This window comes from Gordonia alkanivorans NBRC 16433, from assembly GCF_000225505.1.
Lineage (GTDB): Bacteria > Actinomycetota > Actinomycetes > Mycobacteriales > Mycobacteriaceae > Gordonia > Gordonia alkanivorans.
Genome location: NZ_BACI01000026.1, coordinates 14,447 through 33,751 on the forward strand (window position 1 = coordinate 14,447; position 19,305 = coordinate 33,751).

Consider the following 19,305-nt stretch of genomic DNA (forward strand, 5'->3'; position numbering starts at 1 on the left):
CTCCGTGTGGTCGGGGAACGCGACGCTCTCGCGTGACGAGAGTGGCGCCGTGCCAGGATGTTCTGCATGATTCTCGCCGAGTCCGCGTCCACCGACACCTCGGTGATCGTGTCGCTGTTCTGGATCGTCCTCATCGCCGCGGTGTGCCCGCTGCTGTCGAGGCTGTCCCGCGGGTACGTTCCCGATGCCGTGTTGCTGCTGGTCTTCGGCATCGTCATCGGACCGCACGCGCTCGACTGGGCCGATCGCACGGGCATCGACATGCTCAGCCAGCTCGGTCTGGGCATGCTGTTCCTTCTCGCCGGCTATGAACTCGACCCGAAGCTGTTGAGCGGCAGAACCGGTCGCGTCGCGCAGCTGTCCTGGGCGGTGAGTCTGCTCATCGCCTGGGGATCGGTGGCACTGGTCGCCACGACCCTTGCGCTGGGGCTGGGCGAGGCCGGCTTCACCGCCCACATCGCGATCGCGATCACCCTCACCTCGACCGCGCTCGGCACCCTGCTGCCGATACTCAAGCAGGCGGGCCTCGACAACACCCGGCTCGGGCGTGCGGTGATGGCGCACGGCGCGGTCGGCGAGCTCGGACCGGTGCTCGCGATGTCGCTGTTGCTGACCAGCCGGAGCTTCGGAGGAGCGGTGATCGTGCTGGTGCTCTTCGTGTTGGCCGCGTTGCTGATCGCGGCTGCCCCACAACGCATCCTTGCGCGCGTCCCCGGGATCGGACGGGCCATCGGTGAGATGGCCGGTGGAACCGTGCAGCTGCCGGTGCGCGTCGTGGTCCTGCTGCTCGTGTCCCTCATGACGGTGGCCGCGGTCTTCGACCTCGACGTCGTGCTCGGTGCGTTCGCCGCGGGACTGATCCTCCGCCGACTCATCGGACCCGAGCATCCGCATGTCGGCAAATCCTTGGAGGTCATCGGGTTCGGGGTCCTCATCCCGATCTTCTTCGTCACCTCGGGTATGAACATCGACGTGTCCGCGGTCGCGTCGAAGCCCGGCACCTGGGTGGTCCTGGTGCTGGCCATCGCGATCGCCCGCGGCGTCCCGGTCTGGTTCAGCGCTCGTTACCTCGACGACGAGCACTTCCTGAACAACCCGCGCGAGCGCGGTCAGCTGGCTCTGTTCGCCGCGACCGGACTGCCGATCATCGTGGCGGTCACCGAGGTCGCGGTGTCCTCGGAGCTCATCTCCGCAGCCCTCGCCTCCACCCTGGTGGCTGCCGGCGCGACGACGGTACTGCTGTTTCCCCTCGCTGCCCGGCTCATCGGGAAGTCCACTCCAGCAAGCGATCCGACGACCACGTCGTGACGATCCGGTCCGGTTCGATGCCGTGCTCGACGGCGCGACGCGCACCCAGGACCTTGAACTCGAGCTGCCCGGGTGCGTGAGCATCGGAGTCGATCGCGAACAGACAGCCGGCCTCGAGAGCGATCTCGATCAGTTCGTCGGGCGGGTCCACGCGCTCGGGACGCGAATTGATCTCCACGATCGTGTCATTCGCCGCGCACGCCTCGAACACTGCACGGGCGTCGAAGGTCGACGGGGGCCGGTGGCCGCGCCCGCTGAGCACTCGGCGGCCGGTGCAGTGCCCGAGGACGTGGACGCGCGGGTCGGAGACCGCGGCGACCAGACGGGCCGTCATCGCGTCGTGGTCCATCCGCAGGTGAGAGTGCACGGAGGCGGTCACGATGTCGAGACGCTCGATCATCTCGTCCGATTGATCGAGTGCGCCGTCGTCGAGAATATCGATCTCGATGCCGCGAAAGAGACGAAAACCGTTCGCCTGCCTGCTGTTCCACTCATCGATCGCCTCGATCTGGGCAGCCAGCCGTTCGGCGCTCAACCCGTTGGCGACCGTCAGTCGAGGTGAGTGATCGGTGATGGCCAGCCACTCGTGACCCATGGCCTGTGCGGCAGAGGCCATCTCGTCGATGGGAGAGCCGCCGTCACTCCATTCGGTGTGCGCGTGGAGATCACCGACAACGGCGGCGACCAGGTCGTCGGCACCTTCCGGCGGGTGGGTCGGATCGTCGTCCTGCAACCGGGCGAGATACTCCGGGACCCGGCCGTCGACGGCTTGTCCGATGACGGCCGCCGTCGTCTTGCCGATCCCTTTCACCGTGGTGAGGGTTCGGCCCGACGCACGGTCCCGCAGCTCGTCGGAGGAGAGTCGTGCCGCGGCCTGGGCGGCGCGCCGGAACGCCTCCACCCGATAAGTGCTTTCCCGCCGCTGTTCGAGGAGCCAGGAGATACGGGCCAACGCCTCCACCGGGTCGACCGGTGCGCCGAGTGGTTCGAGCGCCCTCACGTCTGCACCCCACAGACGACTACCGCCCGGCGCACGAGTGCAGCCGGGCGGTGGTTCGGGACGAGCGAGGAAGTCCTCACGCGTGACCGGTCAGTGTGCGGCCTCGAAGGCCTCGATGATGCTCTGCGGGATACGGCCGCGGTCGCTGAGCTCGTAGCCCTCGCGAATGGCCCATTCGCGAATGGCCTTGGTGGTCTCCTTGTTGCGCCCGCCGCCGGTGGCTGCGGTGGTGGCCGTCGTACGCTTGCCCACCCGGCCGGTCTGGCGCGAGATGTCGAGGTACTTCGAGAGCGAATCGCGGAATTGCTGAGCGTGCTTCGACGAAGTGTCGAACTCGTAATTCTTGCCGTCGAGTGACCACCGAACGGTTTCGTACTGATCCAAAACCTTGCCGTCGAGATCGTCGATGACCTGAACGATTTCCTTCTTCGCCATGAAACGCTTTCCCCTCGATTTGTGTCATGCGACCAACTCGGCCGTGGGGGTCTATTAAACCTTATCCACCCCGTTTTGATCTATTCTTCGGTGCACAGCTTAGACCCAAACTATGAGTAGTCGCTGAGAACCCCCGCCTAGACCATAAAGTATCGAAATGACTCAGGGAAGTCGGGACCCGAGAATTCTTAGGAAGTGGGCACTGTACTGCTGTCGGATGGCCGCAGTCGGGGTGTCTCGGGGCGAGTGGTGGCCCGTGATGTCCGAGTTGTGGACGTGATGGTCGTCGCACGTCGGGCTGATTCGTCCGATTCTTCCGGGGAGAGTGCCACCAGATCTTCGGGCGCACGATCAGCCGCATAGATTGTTCGGTATCCGCTGTCGGTCACCGAGAATCCCGCTTTCGACCGCGATTCGAGACAGAACAAGCCGACTGTCTCGACGAGGCAGGAGAATCGGGAAATGGAAATCGTGTACCCGAAGTCGACTATTGATGAGCGATAGAGAACCGGATAGCGATTGGTGCAGGCACCGCGTTGCGGGCCGTCCGAGCTGAGGATTGCGTAATCGGGTGCCCAGTCACAGGAGGCCGGCTCCGTGGACGGACGGGAGCGTCGCGTCGTGGGGCCGGAGTCGCCACCCTCGTTGATACGGCAGGCCAGCGACGACCTCCCGTTGGTGCCCGTCGAGCAATTGACTGATCGATCGGGTGTGGAGAAATGGAAGCCCGACGAGTCCTGTATCGGTGAATCGGGCGTGACCGATCCCTGATGAAAGCGCGAATTGTCGACCCGGGGAGCGAGTGCGACGACTCGCCCAATTGTCCAATCGGGAAGATTCTGTGCCGTGTCCTCACCCGTGGTGGTGGTTGTCGATGCCGACTCGAGCTCGGTGAGGGTCGACAGTTCGTTGGTGGGCGGAATGACGATTCGTGAAGGCGTGGTGTCGGTGGGTAACGAACATCCCGCAACGGTCACGATTGTCGCGGTGATCACGATCGCGAACGAAGCGCAGATCACGCGGCCGAAATGAGCCGGCCGCCGGCGGGGGACGGGTACGGGCCGCCGCGATCGATTTCCGTACCCTTGCATTGTGTCGACCCCCAAGATCGTCCTGTTCTACGTCTTCGTCCCGCTGCCCGATCCGGAAGCCATTCGGTTGTGGCAGCTGTCGGTGTGCGAGTCGCTCGGGTTGCGAGGCAGGATCATCGTGTCACGACACGGAATCAACAGCACCGTCGGTGGCGACATCGCCGCGGTCAAACGCTACGTCAGAGCGACCCGTTCGTACCCGGGGTTCGCCGACGCGGACATCAAATGGTCGGACGGGACCGGCGACGATTTCCCACGCCTGAGTGTCAAGGTGCGTCCGGAGATCGTGACGTTCGGAGTTCCCGACGAGATCGTCGTCGACGAGAACGGCGTGGTCGGCGGCGGTATCCGGCTGTCGCCCGAAGAGGTGCACCAGCTCGTCGACGAACGCGGTGACGAGGTCGTCTTCTTCGACGGCCGCAATGAGATCGAGGCCCAGGTCGGCCGGTTCGACGGGGCGGTCGTCACCAAGGCGCAGACCACCCGCGACTTCATCCCGCTGCTCGAGAGTGGCGCCTACGACCACCTCAAAGATCGTCCGGTGGTCACCTACTGCACCGGTGGCGTCCGGTGCGAGGTCCTCAGCACGGTCATGCGCAATCGCGGGTTCAGCGAGGTCTACCAGCTCGACGGCGGCATTGTCCGCTACGGCGAGCGCTACCGCGACGACGGACTCTGGAGAGGATCGCTCTACGTCTTCGACAACCGCATGAGCACCGAGTTCTCCGATCACGCCGAGGTGCTCGGACAGTGCGTCGAATGCGGCGCGCCGACGAACAATGTGGCCAATCATCCCGATCGCGAAGGCCGGGACCTCGCGGTGATCTGTCCGGCATGTCTGGCCTGAGCGCGTCCCGATCGGCTCGGCCGCCGGTTCCGGTGATCGTCGTCGCCGGTTTCCTCGGGTCGGGCAAGACCACGCTGCTCAACCACCTGTTGCGCACCGCGGGTGCCACCGGCACGAGGTTGGGTGTGCTGGTCAACGACTTCGGCTCGGTCAACATCGACGCACTGCTGGTGTCCGCGCAGGCCGACGGCGCGGTGAGCCTCAGCAACGGGTGCATGTGCTGCACGGTCGACGCCGACGGACTCGCCGACGCGCTGACCTCTCTCGTCCGCCCGAGCGCGAAGATCGATGCGATCGTCATCGAGGCCAGTGGTATCGCCGAACCCAGGTCGCTCATCCGAATGGTCACCGCAGTGGCGGAACCCCGGGTCCGCTACGGCGGTCTGGTCTATGTGGTCGACGCCGCGCACATCCACACGTTGCGTGAAGAACACCCAGAGGTCGACGCGCACATGGCTATTGCCGATCTCATCCTGGTCAACAAGGCCGACCTGATCTCCGACACGGGTCTTCGGGGCGTCGAAGAGCTTGTCGGCCAGCTGAATCCGACTGCAGCAACGCTGATCACGCAGGAGGCCCGCGTCGACCCCGCGCTGCTGTTCGACATCGACGAGACGGCCGTCGACGACGAACCCCGTAGCGGCCAACTGACTCTCGACGAACTCTTCCTCGAAGAGCACGGGCACTCCGATCGCCAGCATCTGCACGCCGGGTACGAGGCGGTCGCCTTCCGCAGCGACGAACCCCTGGACCCGCGGCGGCTCGCGAGGTTTCTGGAGCGGCCCCCGAGCGGCTGCTTCCGGATCAAGGGCATCGTGCACTTCGACCTGCCTCGCTACCGGCAGAAGTTCGTCGTCCACGGTGTGGGCGGTTTCGTCCGGGTCGAGCGCGGGTCCTGGGAGTCGCAGACCCCGTCGACCGAGCTCGTCGCCATCGGTCGAGGCCTCGACCCCGACGCGGTGCATGCCGAACTGCGCGCCGCGATCGCGCGGCCGGAGGACGCGGCCGACGAGCACGGCATCCTCAGCGTCCTGCGGCATGTGCCGGCCTGACCGCCGATCCTCGCGACACGTGTCGTGGATCACCCGACACGCCGGGTGAGATGTCACATCTGGCTAACGAAATCCCAAAGGTCCAGGTCTTCCATTTCGCAAACTCCGCGAACCCTGTTTCACTGTTAAGTCTGTTACCAGTGTGACCGATGGTGCCTAACGGGAGGAGTGAGGCGAATGGCCAGAGCTGAAACGCGTGGTCGTCGCCTCGAAACGCCGATGTTCCAGAAGATGATGAAGAAGCGCATGATGACGACCGCCTTCGCCGTGACGGCGGTGGCGTCGACCGTGATGGCGTCCAACCTGGTGGTGGCCCCGGCGCAGGCCGCGCCCGCCCGGGGGGCCGCGCTGGCAGGTAAGACGATCTTCCTGGACCCGGGTCATCAGGCGAGCGCCGCCGGCCGCAGCCTCAGCGCGCAGGTGCCCGACGGGCGCGGCGGCAAGAAGGATTGCCAGACGACCGGCGCAACCGGGGTGAACGGCGCGAGGGAGCACACCGTCAACTGGCAGATCAGCCAGCTGGTGAAGGCCGGCCTGGAAAGCCAGGGCGCCCGCGTCGTGCTCAGCCGGCCCGACGACCGTGGCTGGGGCGGCTGCGTGGACGAGCGCGCCGCCGCGGCGAGCCGATCCGGGGCAGCGGTGGCGGTGAGCCTGCACGCCGATTCGACGAGCCGCGGAGCGGACGGAGCCAAGAAGGGCTTCCACATGATCGTGCCGTCGTTGCCGATCCCGGACCCCACCGTCAACCGCGTGCAGTCGGGTGAGGGGCGCAAGGCGTCGAATGTCATGCGCGATTCGTTCCTCGCCGCGGGATTCCCGTCGGCCAACTACGCGGGCGTGAGCAACGGCATCCAGACGCGTCCGGACATCGCCGCGGTCAACCTGACCAAGGTGCCTGCCGTTTTCATCGAGATGGGCAACCTGTCCAACCCGGCCGAGGCCGCCGCACTGGCCGGACGCGACGGCCAGCTCAAGTACGCGATGGCCATCACCGACGGCATCCTGAAGTACGTCAACGGCAGCGCGGCAACCGGCTCCGCCCCCGCACCGTCGGTGCCGCTGGCCGACGACGCCAGCGGGCTGTCCGTGGTGATCCCATTCGTCCAGCAGCTGCTCGCCACCGAGGAGCCCGAGGCCGTCGTACAGCTGCTGACGACCCAGGGGCAGGACGTGTCGGCGCAGGTCCTCAAGGCGATGCTGACGATTCTGTACGGCCTGTTCGACGGGAAGCTGCCGATCGGCTGAGCCTGCCCGCCTCCGGCGACTAACCTCGGCCCCATGGGCATTCGAGATCTCCTGGTGATGGACACTCCGGTGCCGTCGTTGCGTGGACGCAAGGTACTGATCACCGGCGCGGCGAGTGGGATCGGACGCGCGACCGCCGAGGCGGCGGCGGCCCAGGGCGCCGAACTCGTGCTGACCGATCTGCACGCCGACCAGCTCGACGAGGTGGTCACCGGAATCCTCCGTGCCGACGGCACCGTGCTGTATCACGTCGCCGGAGACGTCTCCGACTACGACTGGGTGGCCAACTTCGCGCGGCAGGTCGACGCCGAGGTCGGCGTGATGGACGTCGTGATGAACATCGCCGGGATCTCGGCGTGGGGCACGGTCGAGAACCTCGAGCACCGGCACTGGCGGTCACTGGTCGACGTCAATCTGATGGGCCCGATCCACATCATCGAATGCTTTGTGCCGCAGATGGTCCGACGAGGCGCCGGCGGCCACATCGTCAACGTCTCGTCGGCCGCCGGGCTGCTCGCCCTTCCATGGCACGCCGCCTACAGTGCGAGCAAGTTCGGGATCCGCGGCGTCTCGGAGGTCCTCCGGTTCGACCTGCGCCGCCACCGGATCGGGGTGTCGCTGGTGTGCCCGGGTGGGGTGGACACACCGCTGGTCGACACCGTCGAGATCGTCGGCGTCGACCGCGATGATCCGCGAGTCAAGGCCGCCATCAACAACTTCCACAAGGTCGCGGTGTCGCCGGAGACCGCCGCCGCGGCGATCCTCAAGGGAATCCGCAAGAACCGCTTCATGGTCTACACCTCCTTCGACATCCGGTTCGGCTACTGGTGGGCGCGGAAGTTCGCGCTGCCCTACGAGATCGTGATGCGGGTGGCCAACGACCGGTTCGACAAGCTCGCGCGCATCAGCGGTACCAAGCTCGAGGAGCGGGCGCGCGACCACCATTCCACCCAGTGAGCCGCGTCTTCCGCAAGACGCTGCGAGGCAGCGGTCCGCCGGGAGGGCATCCCGACTTCTTCGCCGCCGAGGCGGCCGGTCTGCGCTGGCTCGCCGACGCCGGTGCGCCGGTCGCGAAGGTGCTCGCCGTGAGCGAGGACGCCATCGAACTCGAGAAACTCGACACGACCCGTCCCGACCCCGAGGCCGCCCTCGCGTTCGGCGGGGCGCTGGCGAGGATGCACGACGCCGGTGCCCCGCGGTTCGGTTCACCACCCACCGGCTTCGACGGCCAGTTGTTCATCGGGCGACGCCCGCTGAGTTCCGTCGAATACGACTCGTGGGGCGAATTCTATGCACGGGAGCGCGTCGAGCCCTATCTGCGTCCGGCCCGGGATGCGGGCAACCTGACCGCCGCGGACTCCGACGCCGTCCGCGCCGCCTGCGAGCTGATCGCGAGCGGCGCCTTCGACGACGACGAACCCGCCGCCCGCATCCACGGCGACCTCTGGAACGGGAACGTGCTGTGGACCCCGTCGGGCGTCGTCCTGATCGACCCGGCAGCGCACGGGGGTCACCGCGAGACCGACCTCGCGATGCTCGCGCTCTTCGGCTGCTCGCTACTCGACGAGATCGTCGTCGGGTATCAAAAGACGCATCCGTTGGTCCCCGGCTGGGAGGACAGGGTCGAGCTCCATCAGTTGCATCCGCTCGCGGTGCACGCGGCCGGACACGGACCGGGGTACGGCACCGCGCTCAGCCGAGCGGCCCGGGCCGTACTCGGCGCTCACGCGTGATCGGGACACGCGATAATCACCCGGTGTCTGATGACGGAGTGTGGAGCGGCGTGTCCGGAAGCGTCCTGATCGTGTCGGCGACCCGAGCCGAGGCGCGGCATCTGCCTGCCGGGTCGCGGTTGCTCGTCACCGGGATCGGCAAGGTCCGGGCGACGATGGCGCTGAGTCGGGAGCTGGCCGCCGGTGCACCGGTCCGACAGGTGATCAACATCGGTACCGCGGGTGCGCTGCGGGACGGTGTCGTCGGTTCCGGGCGCGATCTGTTCACCCCGTCGGCGGTGCTCGAACACGACATCAGCAGTGCCGAACTGCGCGCCATGGGCTACGAGATGACCGACCGCTGGGAACTCCCCGGTGGCGACGGCACGGTGCTCGCCTCGGGGGACACGTTCGTCGCCGACCCGGTACGGCGCGCCGAGCTCGCCCGCCACGCCGACCTGGTCGACATGGAGGGATGCGCGGTCGCCCACGTGAGCGCACAGTTCGGCATCCCGTGCCGGCTCGTCAAGGCCGTCACCGACAACGCCGACGAAGGTGCGATGGAGTGGCCCGATCTGGTCGACGCCGCGGCCCGCAAGTTGGGGCAGTGGATCGAACTGAACGTCTGACGGTCGACGTCAGCCGCAGCAGAATCGCCGGCTGAGCACAGCGGCGCACGCTACAGCCCGCGCGTGTGAGCGGAAATGGCGATCCTGCGAGCGGTCAGGAGCGGGTGTCGGCGGCGTCGGCCGGACCGGCGTCGGCGACCGACTCATACGCCTGGAATCCCGACCGGGTGGTCTCGGGACGGGCTGTGTCCGCCGGACCCGAGAGCGGGGCATCCGAAGGGGTGAGATCGGGTGCGGCGAGATCCGCGACCGTCGGACGAGCGGAGGTCGGGGTCCGCTGGGCGGTCCGTTCGACCGTCGCCGTACGCGCCGACGTGGCCGGCCGCTCGAAGGTGGCCGGTCGTTCCGACGCCGAGCCGGGACGGGACCGCTGTGGCCTCGACCGGTTGGACGGCGACGTGGTGGTCTGTGCGGCGCCGGTCTGGCCGGAGCCGGACTTGGTCCGGCGATGCGTCGTCGCGCGCTCGGTCGTTTCGCCGGTCTTCGCGCGGTCGGCCTTGTCCCGGCCTGCGCTCCGCGATGCGCTGCGGGTCCCGGTCGGCTTCCCGCGGCCACCGGAGTTCTTGTCGTCGTCGCCACGGGTCAGGAACCACCGGACCAGCACCAGCGCGAGAGTCACCAGGAACACCGTCAGCATCCAGGGGAAATCCGCGGCGATCGGCAGCAACACCTTGAAGATCAGACTCTTCAGTCCGGACGACGCCTGCTCGGAATTGAGTCCGTACAGCGTGGCGATGCCGACGAAGAACGCGATCAGTGGGGGCTGCGCGGCAGCGGTGAACAGTGCGCGGCGACGGACGGCGAGGGCGGCGACGACACAGCCGACGAGATAGCAGAACTTGTAGATCCCGCCGAGCGAGTCATTGCTGCCGGCGTCGATCGCCGCGCCGAGGGCCGTGATCCCGGTAGCCAGGAGAACGGCACCCCACCACGGCACTCCGCGGACCGCGGGCATCACGGACTGCTGGTCCAGTGGTACCGCGGTCTGTAGACGTTGCGGGGAAGGCACATGGTCACGGTACCGGTTCATCGGCGGAAATCGCTCCACCCCCGGACCGTGGCGTGGACGCGGCCGCCGATGTCGTCGCAGGTGCCGCCACGGATCCGGCGGACCTGCAGGTGTCGTGGATCACCCGGGGGCGGGGTGGTTCGCTCACGTCGCCCAGAGCGTCGAGTTCGGCGAGGCGTCGAGCGGTGACGCCGAGTCGGGTCTCGACCGAGCCGATGGTCGAGTTGTAGGCGTCGACGGTGCGTTGCAGTGAGGTGCCGAGTGTCCCGAGATGCCCGAGAACACCGGCGAGCCGCTGGTGGAGTTCCATGCCGAGGTCGTGGATCACCGCCGCGTCGCGCGCCATCGCGTCGTGGCGCCAGCCGAGCGCGACGGTCCGCAGCAGTGCGATGAGGGTGGTCGGGGTGGCGATCACCACATTGCGGGCGAAGCCGTACTCGAGGACGTCGGGGTCGGTGCGCACAGCGGCCTCGAGTACCGCGTCGGCGGGCAGGAACAGCACGACCATCTCCGGGGTGTTCTCGAAGGCCGTCCAATAGGCCTTCGCGGACAACCGCGCGATGTGCGCGCGCAGAGCCCGAGCGTGCTCGCCGATCAGACGGTCTCGTGCCTTGGCGTCGGTGGACTCCGCGGCGCGCAGATAGGCGTCGAGCGGCACCTTCGCGTCGACGACGATGTCTCGTCCGCCCGCGAGGTGGACGACGAGGTCTGGCCGGACCGTCGTTCCTTCCCTCGTCTTGTCCGGCAGCGACACCTGGGTGCTGAAGTCGCAGTGCTTGGCCATACCGGCCAGCTCGACGACCCGTTCGAGCTGTACCTCGCCCCACCGGCCGCGCGAATGGGAACTGTGCAGCGCGTTGGCGAGCTGTCGCGTCTGGTCGTTGAGCGCAACCGACGCCGCATGGATGCCGCGAACCTGCTCGGTCAGTCCCGCGTAGGCGCCGATCCGATTGGACTCGACCCGGCGCAGCTCGTCGGAGAGCTGGGCGAGGGTGGCGCGCAGCGGTTCCACGATGTGCTGCACCTGGCCGCCGATCGCGGTGGATTGTCGACGTGCCGCATCCTCGGTGGCCCACGACAACGACGACGCCACCTCGCTGCGGCCCTCGCGCAGCATCTCGACCTCGGCGCGGGCAGCGGCGACCACCCCGGCGCTGCGCGCGGCGTGCGCCCACCAACCCAGCGCGATGCCGAGCAGGACGCCGAATACGAGTGACAGGGCTGCTGCGATCATGCCCCGATGGTGTCGGATGCCTCCGACAAGACCGGCTGGGCGGTGTCGCGCCGGTTCAGTCCCCGGCGGGGGCCTCGAAGTCGAGCAGCCACTTCTTGGTCTCCAGCCCGTAGCGGAAGCCACCCAGCGATCCGTCGCTGCGATTCACCCGGTGGCATGGCACGAACAGTGCGGCGGCGTTGCGAGCGCACGCGGTTGCCGCTGCCCGGACGGCGGCCGGTTCGCCTGCCCGCTCGGCGAACTCGGTGTAGGTGACCGGCCGGCCCGGTTCGACGAGGCGCAGGGCGTCCCACGCCTTGTTGAGGAAGGTCCCGCCGGAGAGTTGGACCACCTCGACCCGGGACGGTGCCTCGACCTCGCCCGCGTAGTACGCCGACACCGCGTCGGTGAGCTTGCCCAGCGTCTCGGAACGCTGCAGTGATTCCGGGCGCAACGACCGGTGGATGAGTGCGGAGAGGTACGCCGGATCGTCGGTCCACCCGGACGCGAGTACACGTTCGGAGTCGTCGGCGACAACGGTGAACGGGCCGTTGGGGGTGTCGACGGTTGCGTATCCACCGGTGCCGGTGTTGGTCGTGTTGACGTCGGCGTCGGAGACGGTGGGGGACGGTGCGGACATGTCGCTCCTGTCGGATCGGGGTTCGGATCGAATCTGTGTCGGAGGGGGCGTCATAGGAGGTCTGCTCGTCATACGTCCTCGCCGGCGCCGGCGAGGCGGTGTCGCCACAGGTGCACCGTCGCGTACGACCGCCACGGTGCCCAGTGGTGCGTGTCGCGCAGATCGAGTCCGAGGTCGGCGGCAGCCCGGGCGACGACCAGGTCGCTCGCGAGCAGGACGTCGGGATCACCCGTCACCCGCATGGTGACGATGTCGGCGGTCCAGGGGCCGATGCCGGGCAGCTCGATCAGCTGCGCACGTAGATCAGACGCATCGACCCCCACATGCGGTTCCACCCGACCTTCGGCCAGGGCCTCGGCCACCCCGATGACGGCGTCGATGCGACGGCGCGGTCCGCGTAGGACGTCCCGCCCGTCGGCGGCTATGGCAGCTGCGGTCGGGAACGCCTTCAGGATGAGGTCGCCCTCGGTTTGCCCGGCGTCGTGCAGCGGTTGGCCCAGCGCGTCGACGAGCCGGTCGATCTGATGCCGTGCGGCCGCGAGACTGACCTGCTGGCCGAGCATCGTGCGGATGATCATCTCGGCGGCGTCGAGACTGCCCGGTACGCGAAGTCCGGGTGCGTCTTCGATCGGCGTGCGGAGCGTCGGGTCGTCGGCGAGGGCGTCTTCGGCGGCGGTGATGTCGGCGTCGAGGTCGAGGAGCCGACGCACGCGGTTCACCGCGGCTCCGAGATCACGCATGTCGAGATGTGTGAGGACCACACCGACGTGGTCGTCGTGGGGTTCGATCTCGGCGACTGCGGGTCCGTGCGGGAGAGCGATGACGCGCTTGAACCGCCAGCCGAGCGGTGCGTCGGCGTCGTCGACCACCGTCTCGACCCCGGCCGCCGCGTGCGCGGACAGGAACCAGCGCATCCAGGGCCAGCGGTAGGGCGAGCGGAACGGCAGACGCAGGGCGACGGTGCCCGGGGCGGACGCCGCGTCGGACCGCGGGCGGTCGCGCCGGTTGCGGAGGCGGCGGAGTTCGGTCGGAGTGAGTCCGAAGACGGCACGGATGGTGTCGTTGAACTGCCGGATGCTGGCGAAGCCCGCGGCGAACGCGACGTCGGACATCGGTAGTGACGTGCACTGGATCAGCACCCGGGCGTTGGTGGCGCGGTGTGCGCGGGCGAGCGCGAGCGGACCGGCTCCCAGGTGGTCGGTGAGGATTCTGTTGAGGTGTCGGGGTGAGTACTTCAGCCGCGCGGCGAGACCGGCGACGCCCTCACGTTCGACCACGCCGTCGGCGATCAGACGCATCGCGCGGGCGGACATGTCGGCGTTGACATTCCACAGCGACGAACCGGGGACGGCGTCGGGGGCGCATCGTCGGCAGGCGCGGTAGCCCTGCTGCTGGGCCGCGGCCGCGGTCAACACGAACGCGACATTGTGCGGCCGCGGTGTCTGCGCGGGGCACGACGGACGGCAGTAGATCCCGGTGGTGCGGACGGTGACGAAGAACTGGCCGTCGAACCGTGCATCCCGGGCTTGGACGGCGCGGTAGCAGCGGTCGAAGTCCGGAGCCGAGCCCGGGATGGTCTGTTCGACGGATGCTGTGGTCACCTGTCCACTCTGACATCCGGCACGCACGAGTTCTGGCGGAAATCGGACGCGGCAACTGACGCCGAACATGTGATCTGAGTAACAGTCCTGTGGCACGATATGCGCCATGTCCACACGGTTCGATGGCCGACGCGGAAGCCGGCATGACGACCTCCCCCTCGCCGGGCTACCCGGATGGGGCCTGGAGATGATGATGGGCCTGTACGGCCCGGAGACGATCCAGCGCGCGCTCACGGAAGAGACCGAGCAGGGCATCACGCCGGTGCCGTGGGACCGCGGGCGAGCCGACGAGTCGCCCAGCGGGCCGATCGACGCGCCGGACGTCGAGATGTGCGGTCGGGACGACGTTCCGCCGGTCTTCAACCAGGTCGACGCCGAACTCGAGGCGGTCAACTCGCTGATCCGCTTCCTCGGGCGCAAACTGCGCCGGCGCTGACCGGCCCGAGGGCGTTCGCGCAGGCGAGGCGATGCCATCCGTCACGTCGACGCCGCAATGTCATCGTGGTGTGTGAAGATCCACGGGTGACTGACAGCTCGGATGATCAGCGTGCCGACGGCGAGGCCGGAACCGACAACTCGGATTCCATCCCGATAGGGGCCGATGCCGTCCTCGGGGGTGACGCCGTTCTCGGCGGGGTCGAGGAGAAGGCGTACCCGACGCGCGCCCAGGTGATGATGGCCGGCCTGCGCTCCTGCGCGACCGTCGGTCTGCAGATCGTGCTGGTCGCGGCCGCCCTCTGGGTGATGTTCTGGCTTCTCGGCAAGTTCTGGGTGATCCTGCTGCCGGTCCTGCTGGCCATCATCGTGTGCACGATCCTGTGGCCGCCGGTGCGATGGATGCGCAATCGTGGCGTACCGGCCGCCGCGGCGTCGTTGCTGATGATGCTGATCGGGCTCGGAGTGCTCGGTGGCGTCATCGGGCTGATCGTGCCGTCGATCGTTTCCCAGGCGCCGGAACTCGCCAACCGTGCGACCGAGGGCGTGCGGCATCTGCAGGACTGGGTCCAGGGACCCCCGCTCAACATCGAGGACGAGCAGCTCGACAACATCGTCAATGCCATCACCAGCAAGTTGCAGTCGAGTGCGTCGACCATCGCCTCGGGTGTGTTCAGCGGCGTGGGCACTGCGACGTCGCTGCTCGTCACCGTCTTCACAGCGTTCGTGCTGGTGTTCTTCTTCCTCAAGGACGGGCCGAAGTTCGTGCCGTGGCTCGACCGTTCGGTCGGCAAGCCCTCCGGTACCCACGTCGGCGAGGTGCTGACCCGGATGTGGAACAGCCTCGGCGGTTTCATCCGTACGCAGGCGGTCGTCAGTTTCGTCGACGCCGCTCTCATCGGTCTCGGCCTGTTCATCCTCGGGGTCCCGCTGGCCGGGGTGCTGGTGGTCGTCACGTTCCTCGGCGGCTTCATCCCGATCGTCGGTGCCTTCGTCGCCGGCGCGCTCGCCGTCCTCATCGCGCTCGTGTCGAACGGCCTGACCACCGCACTCATCCTGCTCGGCGTCATCCTCGCGGTGCAGCAGCTCGAGGGCAACGTGCTGCAGCCCTGGCTGCAGGCGAAGTCGATGGATCTGCACGCTGTGATCGTGCTGCTCTCGGTCACCTTGGGCGGCACCCTGTTCGGCATCACCGGTGCCTTCCTCGCGGTGCCCGCGGTCGCGTCGCTGGCGGTGGTGCTGCGCTACCTGAACGAGCAGATCGCCGAACGGGCCGGGGAGACACTGGCGCCCGAAGGTGCGCCCGTCACGAAACAGAAGGGCGTCCCCGACAAGGAACCGCCGAACGACCCGCCGAACCCGGTCAAGGGTCTGCTGGACCGCGACTGACGACGGGGCCGGCGATCGGAGCCGACGCAGCTAGGCCCGACGCAGCGTCGGGCCTCGCGGCCGGTGCCGATAGACTGGGCGCCCGTGAGTCTCACCCTGGGAATCGTCGGTCTGCCCAACGTCGGTAAGTCGACCCTGTTCAACGCCCTGACCCGTAACGATGTGCTGGCGGCCAACTACCCGTTCGCCACCATCGAGCCCAACGTGGGCGTGGTCGAATTGCCCGACGCACGACTGAAGCGTCTCGCGGAGATCTTCGGCAGCGAGCGCATCCTGCCCGCCACGGTGTCGTTCGTCGACATCGCCGGCATCGTCAAGGGCGCCTCCGAGGGCGAGGGCATGGGCAACCAGTTCCTCGCCAACATCCGCGAGGCCGACGCCATCTGCCAGGTCGTCCGCGTCTTCGACGACGGCGACGTCGTGCACGTCGACGGCCGCGTCGACCCGTTCGCCGACATCGAGGTCATCGAGACCGAGCTGATCCTCGCCGACATGCAGACCCTCGAGAAGGCGATCCCGCGTCTCGAGAAGGACTCGCGCAAGAACAAGGACCTCGTCGAGACCCTCGAGGCGGCCAAGAAAGCGCAGGAGATCCTCGACAGCGGCAAAACGCTGTTCTCGCAGAAGGATTCGTTCGACCTGTCGTCGGTGCGCGAACTGCACCTGATGACCGCCAAGCCGTTCCTCTACGTCTTCAACTCCGACGAAGGCGTGCTCACCGACGATGCGAAGAAGGCCGAACTGCGCGCTGCCATCGCACCGGCCGACGCCGTCTTCCTCGACGCGAAGGTCGAGAGCGAACTCCTCGAACTCGACGAGGAGGACGCCCAGGAGTTGCTCGACTCGATCGGCCAGACCGAGCCCGGCCTGACGTCGCTGGCCCGCGCCGGTTTCCACACCCTCGGCCTGCAGACCTACCTCACCGCAGGTCCCAAGGAGTCGCGCGCCTGGACCATCCGCCAGGGCGATACCGCCCCCAAGGCCGCCGGGGTCATCCACACCGACTTCGAGAAGGGCTTCATCAAGGCCGAGATCGTGTCCTTCGCCGACCTCGACGAGGCCGGTTCGATGGCCGCGGCCAAGGCTGCCGGCAAGGTCCGCATGGAGGGCAAGGACTACATTATGCAAGACGGTGATGTGGTCGAGTTCCGCTTCAATGTCTGATCAGCTCCCGCCCTGCCCGGAGTGCTCGCAGGAATTCACCTACGAGCAGGGTGCGCTTCTGGTGTGCCCGATGTGCGGGCACGAGTGGTCGGCCTCCGAGGCTGCGGAAGCCGCTGCGGAGGCAGTCGTGAAGGATTCGGTCGGCAACTTGCTGGAAGACGGTGACACGGTCACCATCGTCAAGACCGTCAAGGTCAAGGGCGGTGGTGGCGGCGTCATCAAGATCGGCACCAAGGTGCGCAACATCCGGCTGATCTCCGACGGCGTCGGCGACCACGACATCGACGCGAAGGTCCCGGATTTCGGTCAGATGCAGCTGAAGTCGAGCGTGGTGAAGAAGGTCCTCTGAAGTTCTCGTTGCGTTATGTCTCACCAGAGCGGGACAAAACGCAACGGCTTCTGGGCGTCTCCTGGTCTCTGGCCTGAAATCGCGGCTGTGAGCGCGCGGTTTGGGGCGATGAATCGGCGTGCGGGGGTTACCGTGCGATATGGCCATCAAACTCGAGAACGTCGGAATCGCCGTCCGCGATATCGAGGCGGCGATCGCCTTCTTCACCGACCTGGGTCTCACGGTCGTCGGCCGTGACGAGGTCAGCGGCGAATGGGCTTCCACCGCAGTCGGTCTCGACGGCAACCACGCCAAGATCGCGATGCTGCAAACACCCGACGGACAAGGGCGACTCGAGTTGTTCGAGTACATCCACCCCGACGCCATCGAGACGACGCCGACGCTGCCGAACGAGATCGGCATGCACCGCGTGGCCTTCTCCGTCGACGACATCGACGCCGCTCTGGAGACCGCCGCGAGACACGGGTGCCACCCGCTCCGCGGGGTCGCCAACTACGAGAACATCTACAAGCTCACCTACCTGCGCGGCCCCAGCGACATCATCGTGATGGTCGCGCAGGATCTGACGAAGAGCTGACGTCTCACGGCCCGACCTTGCCCGAGTCATAGGTCCGATTCGCGCTGAGCGCGGGTTCGAGCTCTCAAACGTCGGGCCAGGTTTCGGCGGCGCACCGGTGGGGAAAATCCGGGGACGGCGCCAGTCGTGGCGTGGAACACACCGGATGGAAGCGATGCCGCGATGAGCGAAACCCCGGCGCGAGTGAGCGCCTCCGACCCGCCGGCCGACCGGCTCGGATCGAGTCTCAAGCCCCGCCACATCACGATGATCTCGATCGCCGGGGTCATCGGCGCCGGTCTCTTCGTCGGCTCGGCGAACGCGATCGAGAAGGCCGGTCCGGCTGTTCTCATCTCCTATGCGCTCGCGGGCACGCTCGTCGTGCTGGTCATGCGGATGCTCGGCGAGATGGCGACCGCCGACCCCGACACCGGTTCGTTCTCCGTCTACGCCGACCGTGCCCTCGGCAGGTGGGCGGGGTTCTCCGTCGGCTGGTTGTACTGGTGGTTCTGGGTGCTGGTGATCCCGGTCGAGGCGACTGCCGCCGCCGCGATCCTCACCGATCTGATCGGTGGCGCCCAGTGGATCTGGGCGCTCGCGGTGACGATCGCGCTGACCGTCACCAACCTGATCAGCGTCGGCAACTACGGCGAGTTCGAGTTCTGGTTCGCGCTCATCAAGGTCGTCGCCATCGTCGCGTTCATCGTGGTGGGCATCCTGGCAATCCTGGGTCTCATCCCGCACTCGGGGGTGAGCGGTCTCCACCATCTGTGGGAGCCGGATGGTTTCATGCCCAACGGTTTCGGTGCGGTCATCGCGGGGTTGCTCGTGACGATGTTCTCGTTCATGGGCACCGAGATCGTCACGATCGCGGCTGCAGAATCGCCCGATCCGGAGCGCGGCATCACCAAGGCCGTGAACTCGGTGATCTGGCGGATCTCGCTCTTCTACATCGGCTCGATCTTCGTCGTCGTGGCCCTGATGCCGTACGACCAGCTCTCCGACGGCTCATACCAGTCGGTGCTCGAGGCGATCGGTCTGCCCGGATCGGCGCTGATCATGGACCTCGTGATCCTCACGGCCGTGGCATCCTGTCTGAACTCCGCGCTGTATACGGCCTCGCGGATGTTGTACTCGCTCGGGAGTCGGCGCGATGCACCGCAGGCGGTCCGGTCGCTGACGGGCCACGGAGTGCCGTGGGTCGCGGTGCTGGCGTCGATGGTCGTCGGCTTCGTCGCCGTCATCGGCAACTATGTGTTGCCCGACAAGATCTTCGGCTACCTGCTCGCGACGAGTGGTGCGGTCGCGCTGTTCGTCTATCTGAGTGTTTCGGCAAGTCAGCTCGTGCTCGGTCGCTCGCTGCGAGCCAGGGGAGAGCAACCGCCCGTCAAGATGTGGCTGTTCCCGTACCTGACGATCGTGGTGATGGTGTTCATCATCGGCGTGCTGGTGCTGATGGCCTTCGACGCCGAGCAGCGGGAGGCCATCGGGTTGTCGGCGTTGTCGGCGGTGGTGATCGTGACGGTCGGCGTCGTGCTGCATCGACGACGCTCCGGAAACGTGGCGGAGGAACGGGAGTCCACCGCCGGGCACGTGTGAGCACCGTGCATGTCGCCCGCAGGTCGATGTG

At 67.3% G+C, this 19,305-nt stretch carries 20 protein-coding genes; 14 read left to right on the plus strand and 6 right to left on the minus strand.

Translation table 11 applies throughout. From position 1 onward, the window contains the following. The first annotated feature begins 66 nt into the window (after nucleotides 1–66). Nucleotides 67–1,308 carry a cation:proton antiporter gene (locus GOALK_RS03350; protein ID WP_006357380.1) on the plus strand — a complete coding sequence of 414 codons (1,242 nt, stop codon included), beginning with the start codon at nucleotides 67–69 and terminating at the stop codon, nucleotides 1,306–1,308. Here the strand turns inward: GOALK_RS03350 and GOALK_RS03355 are convergent. Both GOALK_RS03355 and GOALK_RS03360 read right to left on the minus strand, forming a co-directional pair. Beyond that, entirely contained in the window at nucleotides 1,262–2,308 is a 1,047-nt protein-coding gene (locus tag GOALK_RS03355) for a PHP domain-containing protein (protein WP_040003962.1), read from the minus strand. The two genes, GOALK_RS03350 and GOALK_RS03355, sit on opposite strands and share 47 nt — an antisense overlap. Before the next feature lie 90 nt (nucleotides 2,309–2,398). Further along, entirely contained in the window at nucleotides 2,399–2,743 is a 345-nt protein-coding gene (locus tag GOALK_RS03360) for a histone-like nucleoid-structuring protein Lsr2 (RefSeq protein WP_006357382.1), read from the minus strand. Between the two features lie 846 nt (nucleotides 2,744–3,589). On the opposite strand from GOALK_RS03360, the gene GOALK_RS23825 reads away from it, so the two are divergent. The 7 genes from GOALK_RS23825 (at nucleotide 3,590) to GOALK_RS03390 (ending at nucleotide 9,319) form a co-directional block, all read left to right on the plus strand. Next, nucleotides 3,590–3,775 (plus strand): hypothetical protein, encoded by a 186-nt coding sequence (locus GOALK_RS23825; RefSeq protein ID WP_042375637.1) that lies wholly within the window; start codon nucleotides 3,590–3,592, stop codon nucleotides 3,773–3,775. A 60-nt stretch (nucleotides 3,776–3,835) separates the two neighbouring features. Further along, a complete protein-coding gene (gene trhO / locus GOALK_RS03365; protein WP_006357384.1) occupies nucleotides 3,836–4,681 on the plus strand; it encodes an oxygen-dependent tRNA uridine(34) hydroxylase TrhO in 846 nt (281 codons plus the stop codon). Continuing rightward, the gene (locus tag GOALK_RS03370; protein ID WP_040003963.1) at nucleotides 4,669–5,733 is read left to right on the plus strand and encodes a CobW family GTP-binding protein; all 1,065 of its coding nucleotides are present in this window, start codon (nucleotides 4,669–4,671) and stop codon (nucleotides 5,731–5,733) included. Before trhO ends, GOALK_RS03370 begins: the two co-directional genes overlap by 13 nt. A 219-nt stretch (nucleotides 5,734–5,952) precedes the next feature. After that, complete coding sequence (locus tag GOALK_RS03375) at nucleotides 5,953–6,978, plus strand: N-acetylmuramoyl-L-alanine amidase (RefSeq protein WP_040003964.1); 1,026 nt, start codon at nucleotides 5,953–5,955, stop codon at nucleotides 6,976–6,978. 33 nt (nucleotides 6,979–7,011) lie between these two features. Beyond that, nucleotides 7,012–7,935, plus strand: coding sequence for an SDR family oxidoreductase (locus GOALK_RS03380; RefSeq protein WP_006357387.1), 924 nt, complete (start codon nucleotides 7,012–7,014; stop codon nucleotides 7,933–7,935). Then, complete coding sequence (locus tag GOALK_RS03385) at nucleotides 7,932–8,711, plus strand: fructosamine kinase family protein (RefSeq protein WP_006357388.1); 780 nt, start codon at nucleotides 7,932–7,934, stop codon at nucleotides 8,709–8,711. Before GOALK_RS03380 ends, GOALK_RS03385 begins: the two co-directional genes overlap by 4 nt. Before the next feature lie 50 nt (nucleotides 8,712–8,761). After that, the gene (locus GOALK_RS03390; RefSeq protein ID WP_006357389.1) at nucleotides 8,762–9,319 is read left to right on the plus strand and encodes a nucleosidase; all 558 of its coding nucleotides are present in this window, start codon (nucleotides 8,762–8,764) and stop codon (nucleotides 9,317–9,319) included. Between the two features lie 94 nt (nucleotides 9,320–9,413). Here the strand turns inward: GOALK_RS03390 and GOALK_RS03395 are convergent, their stop codons facing one another. From GOALK_RS03395 to GOALK_RS03410, 4 genes are all read right to left on the minus strand, one after another. Beyond that, the gene (locus GOALK_RS03395; RefSeq protein ID WP_198136068.1) at nucleotides 9,414–10,328 is read right to left on the minus strand and encodes a DUF6542 domain-containing protein; all 915 of its coding nucleotides are present in this window, start codon (nucleotides 10,326–10,328) and stop codon (nucleotides 9,414–9,416) included. Between the two features lie 4 nt (nucleotides 10,329–10,332). Continuing rightward, a complete protein-coding gene (locus tag GOALK_RS03400; protein WP_006357391.1) occupies nucleotides 10,333–11,562 on the minus strand; it encodes a DNA recombination protein RmuC in 1,230 nt (409 codons plus the stop codon). A gap of 55 nt (nucleotides 11,563–11,617) precedes the next feature. Further along, the gene (locus GOALK_RS03405; RefSeq protein ID WP_006357392.1) at nucleotides 11,618–12,181 is read right to left on the minus strand and encodes a methylated-DNA--[protein]-cysteine S-methyltransferase; all 564 of its coding nucleotides are present in this window, start codon (nucleotides 12,179–12,181) and stop codon (nucleotides 11,618–11,620) included. 68 nt (nucleotides 12,182–12,249) lie between these two features. After that, entirely contained in the window at nucleotides 12,250–13,782 is a 1,533-nt protein-coding gene (locus tag GOALK_RS03410) for a DNA-3-methyladenine glycosylase 2 family protein (protein ID WP_006357393.1), read from the minus strand. A 106-nt stretch (nucleotides 13,783–13,888) separates the two neighbouring features. On the opposite strand from GOALK_RS03410, the gene GOALK_RS03415 reads away from it, so the two are divergent. The 6 genes from GOALK_RS03415 to GOALK_RS03440 all read left to right on the plus strand — a co-directional run bounded on the left by GOALK_RS03415 (nucleotide 13,889) and on the right by GOALK_RS03440 (nucleotide 19,274). Beyond that, nucleotides 13,889–14,218, plus strand: a complete 330-nt coding sequence (locus GOALK_RS03415; RefSeq protein WP_232283143.1) for a hypothetical protein — start codon at nucleotides 13,889–13,891, stop codon at nucleotides 14,216–14,218. A gap of 86 nt (nucleotides 14,219–14,304) precedes the next feature. After that, nucleotides 14,305–15,606, plus strand: a complete 1,302-nt coding sequence (locus tag GOALK_RS03420; RefSeq protein WP_040003965.1) for an AI-2E family transporter — start codon at nucleotides 14,305–14,307, stop codon at nucleotides 15,604–15,606. An 84-nt stretch (nucleotides 15,607–15,690) separates the two neighbouring features. Further along, the gene (ychF, locus tag GOALK_RS03425; RefSeq protein WP_006865554.1) at nucleotides 15,691–16,770 is read left to right on the plus strand and encodes a redox-regulated ATPase YchF; all 1,080 of its coding nucleotides are present in this window, start codon (nucleotides 15,691–15,693) and stop codon (nucleotides 16,768–16,770) included. Beyond that, nucleotides 16,763–17,119, plus strand: coding sequence for a zinc ribbon domain-containing protein YjdM (locus GOALK_RS03430; RefSeq protein ID WP_006357397.1), 357 nt, complete (start codon nucleotides 16,763–16,765; stop codon nucleotides 17,117–17,119). Before ychF ends, GOALK_RS03430 begins: the two co-directional genes overlap by 8 nt. Nucleotides 17,120–17,258: 139 nt before the next feature. Then, nucleotides 17,259–17,696, plus strand: coding sequence for a VOC family protein (locus GOALK_RS03435; protein WP_006357398.1), 438 nt, complete (start codon nucleotides 17,259–17,261; stop codon nucleotides 17,694–17,696). Nucleotides 17,697–17,858: 162 nt separating this feature from the next. After that, nucleotides 17,859–19,274, plus strand: a complete 1,416-nt coding sequence (locus GOALK_RS03440; protein ID WP_006357399.1) for an amino acid permease — start codon at nucleotides 17,859–17,861, stop codon at nucleotides 19,272–19,274. Nucleotides 19,275–19,305: the final 31 nt, after the last annotated feature.

Coding starts and splice junctions, on each gene's coding strand:
- GOALK_RS03350 (WP_006357380.1), top strand. CDS start 67: ATGATTCTCGCCGAGTCCGCGTCCACCGACACCTCGGTGATCGTGTCG.
- GOALK_RS03375 (WP_040003964.1), top strand. CDS start 5,953: ATGTTCCAGAAGATGATGAAGAAGCGCATGATGACGACCGCCTTCGCC.
- GOALK_RS03430 (WP_006357397.1), top strand. CDS start 16,763: ATGTCTGATCAGCTCCCGCCCTGCCCGGAGTGCTCGCAGGAATTCACC.
- GOALK_RS03360 (WP_006357382.1), bottom strand. CDS start 2,743: ATGGCGAAGAAGGAAATCGTTCAGGTCATCGACGATCTCGACGGCAAG.
- GOALK_RS03415 (WP_232283143.1), top strand. CDS start 13,889: ATGTCCACACGGTTCGATGGCCGACGCGGAAGCCGGCATGACGACCTC.
- GOALK_RS03400 (WP_006357391.1), bottom strand. CDS start 11,562: ATGATCGCAGCAGCCCTGTCACTCGTATTCGGCGTCCTGCTCGGCATC.
- GOALK_RS03405 (WP_006357392.1), bottom strand. CDS start 12,181: ATGTCCGCACCGTCCCCCACCGTCTCCGACGCCGACGTCAACACGACC.
- GOALK_RS03435 (WP_006357398.1), top strand. CDS start 17,259: ATGGCCATCAAACTCGAGAACGTCGGAATCGCCGTCCGCGATATCGAG.
- GOALK_RS03440 (WP_006357399.1), top strand. CDS start 17,859: ATGAGCGAAACCCCGGCGCGAGTGAGCGCCTCCGACCCGCCGGCCGAC.
- GOALK_RS03380 (WP_006357387.1), top strand. CDS start 7,012: ATGGGCATTCGAGATCTCCTGGTGATGGACACTCCGGTGCCGTCGTTG.
- GOALK_RS03370 (WP_040003963.1), top strand. CDS start 4,669: ATGTCTGGCCTGAGCGCGTCCCGATCGGCTCGGCCGCCGGTTCCGGTG.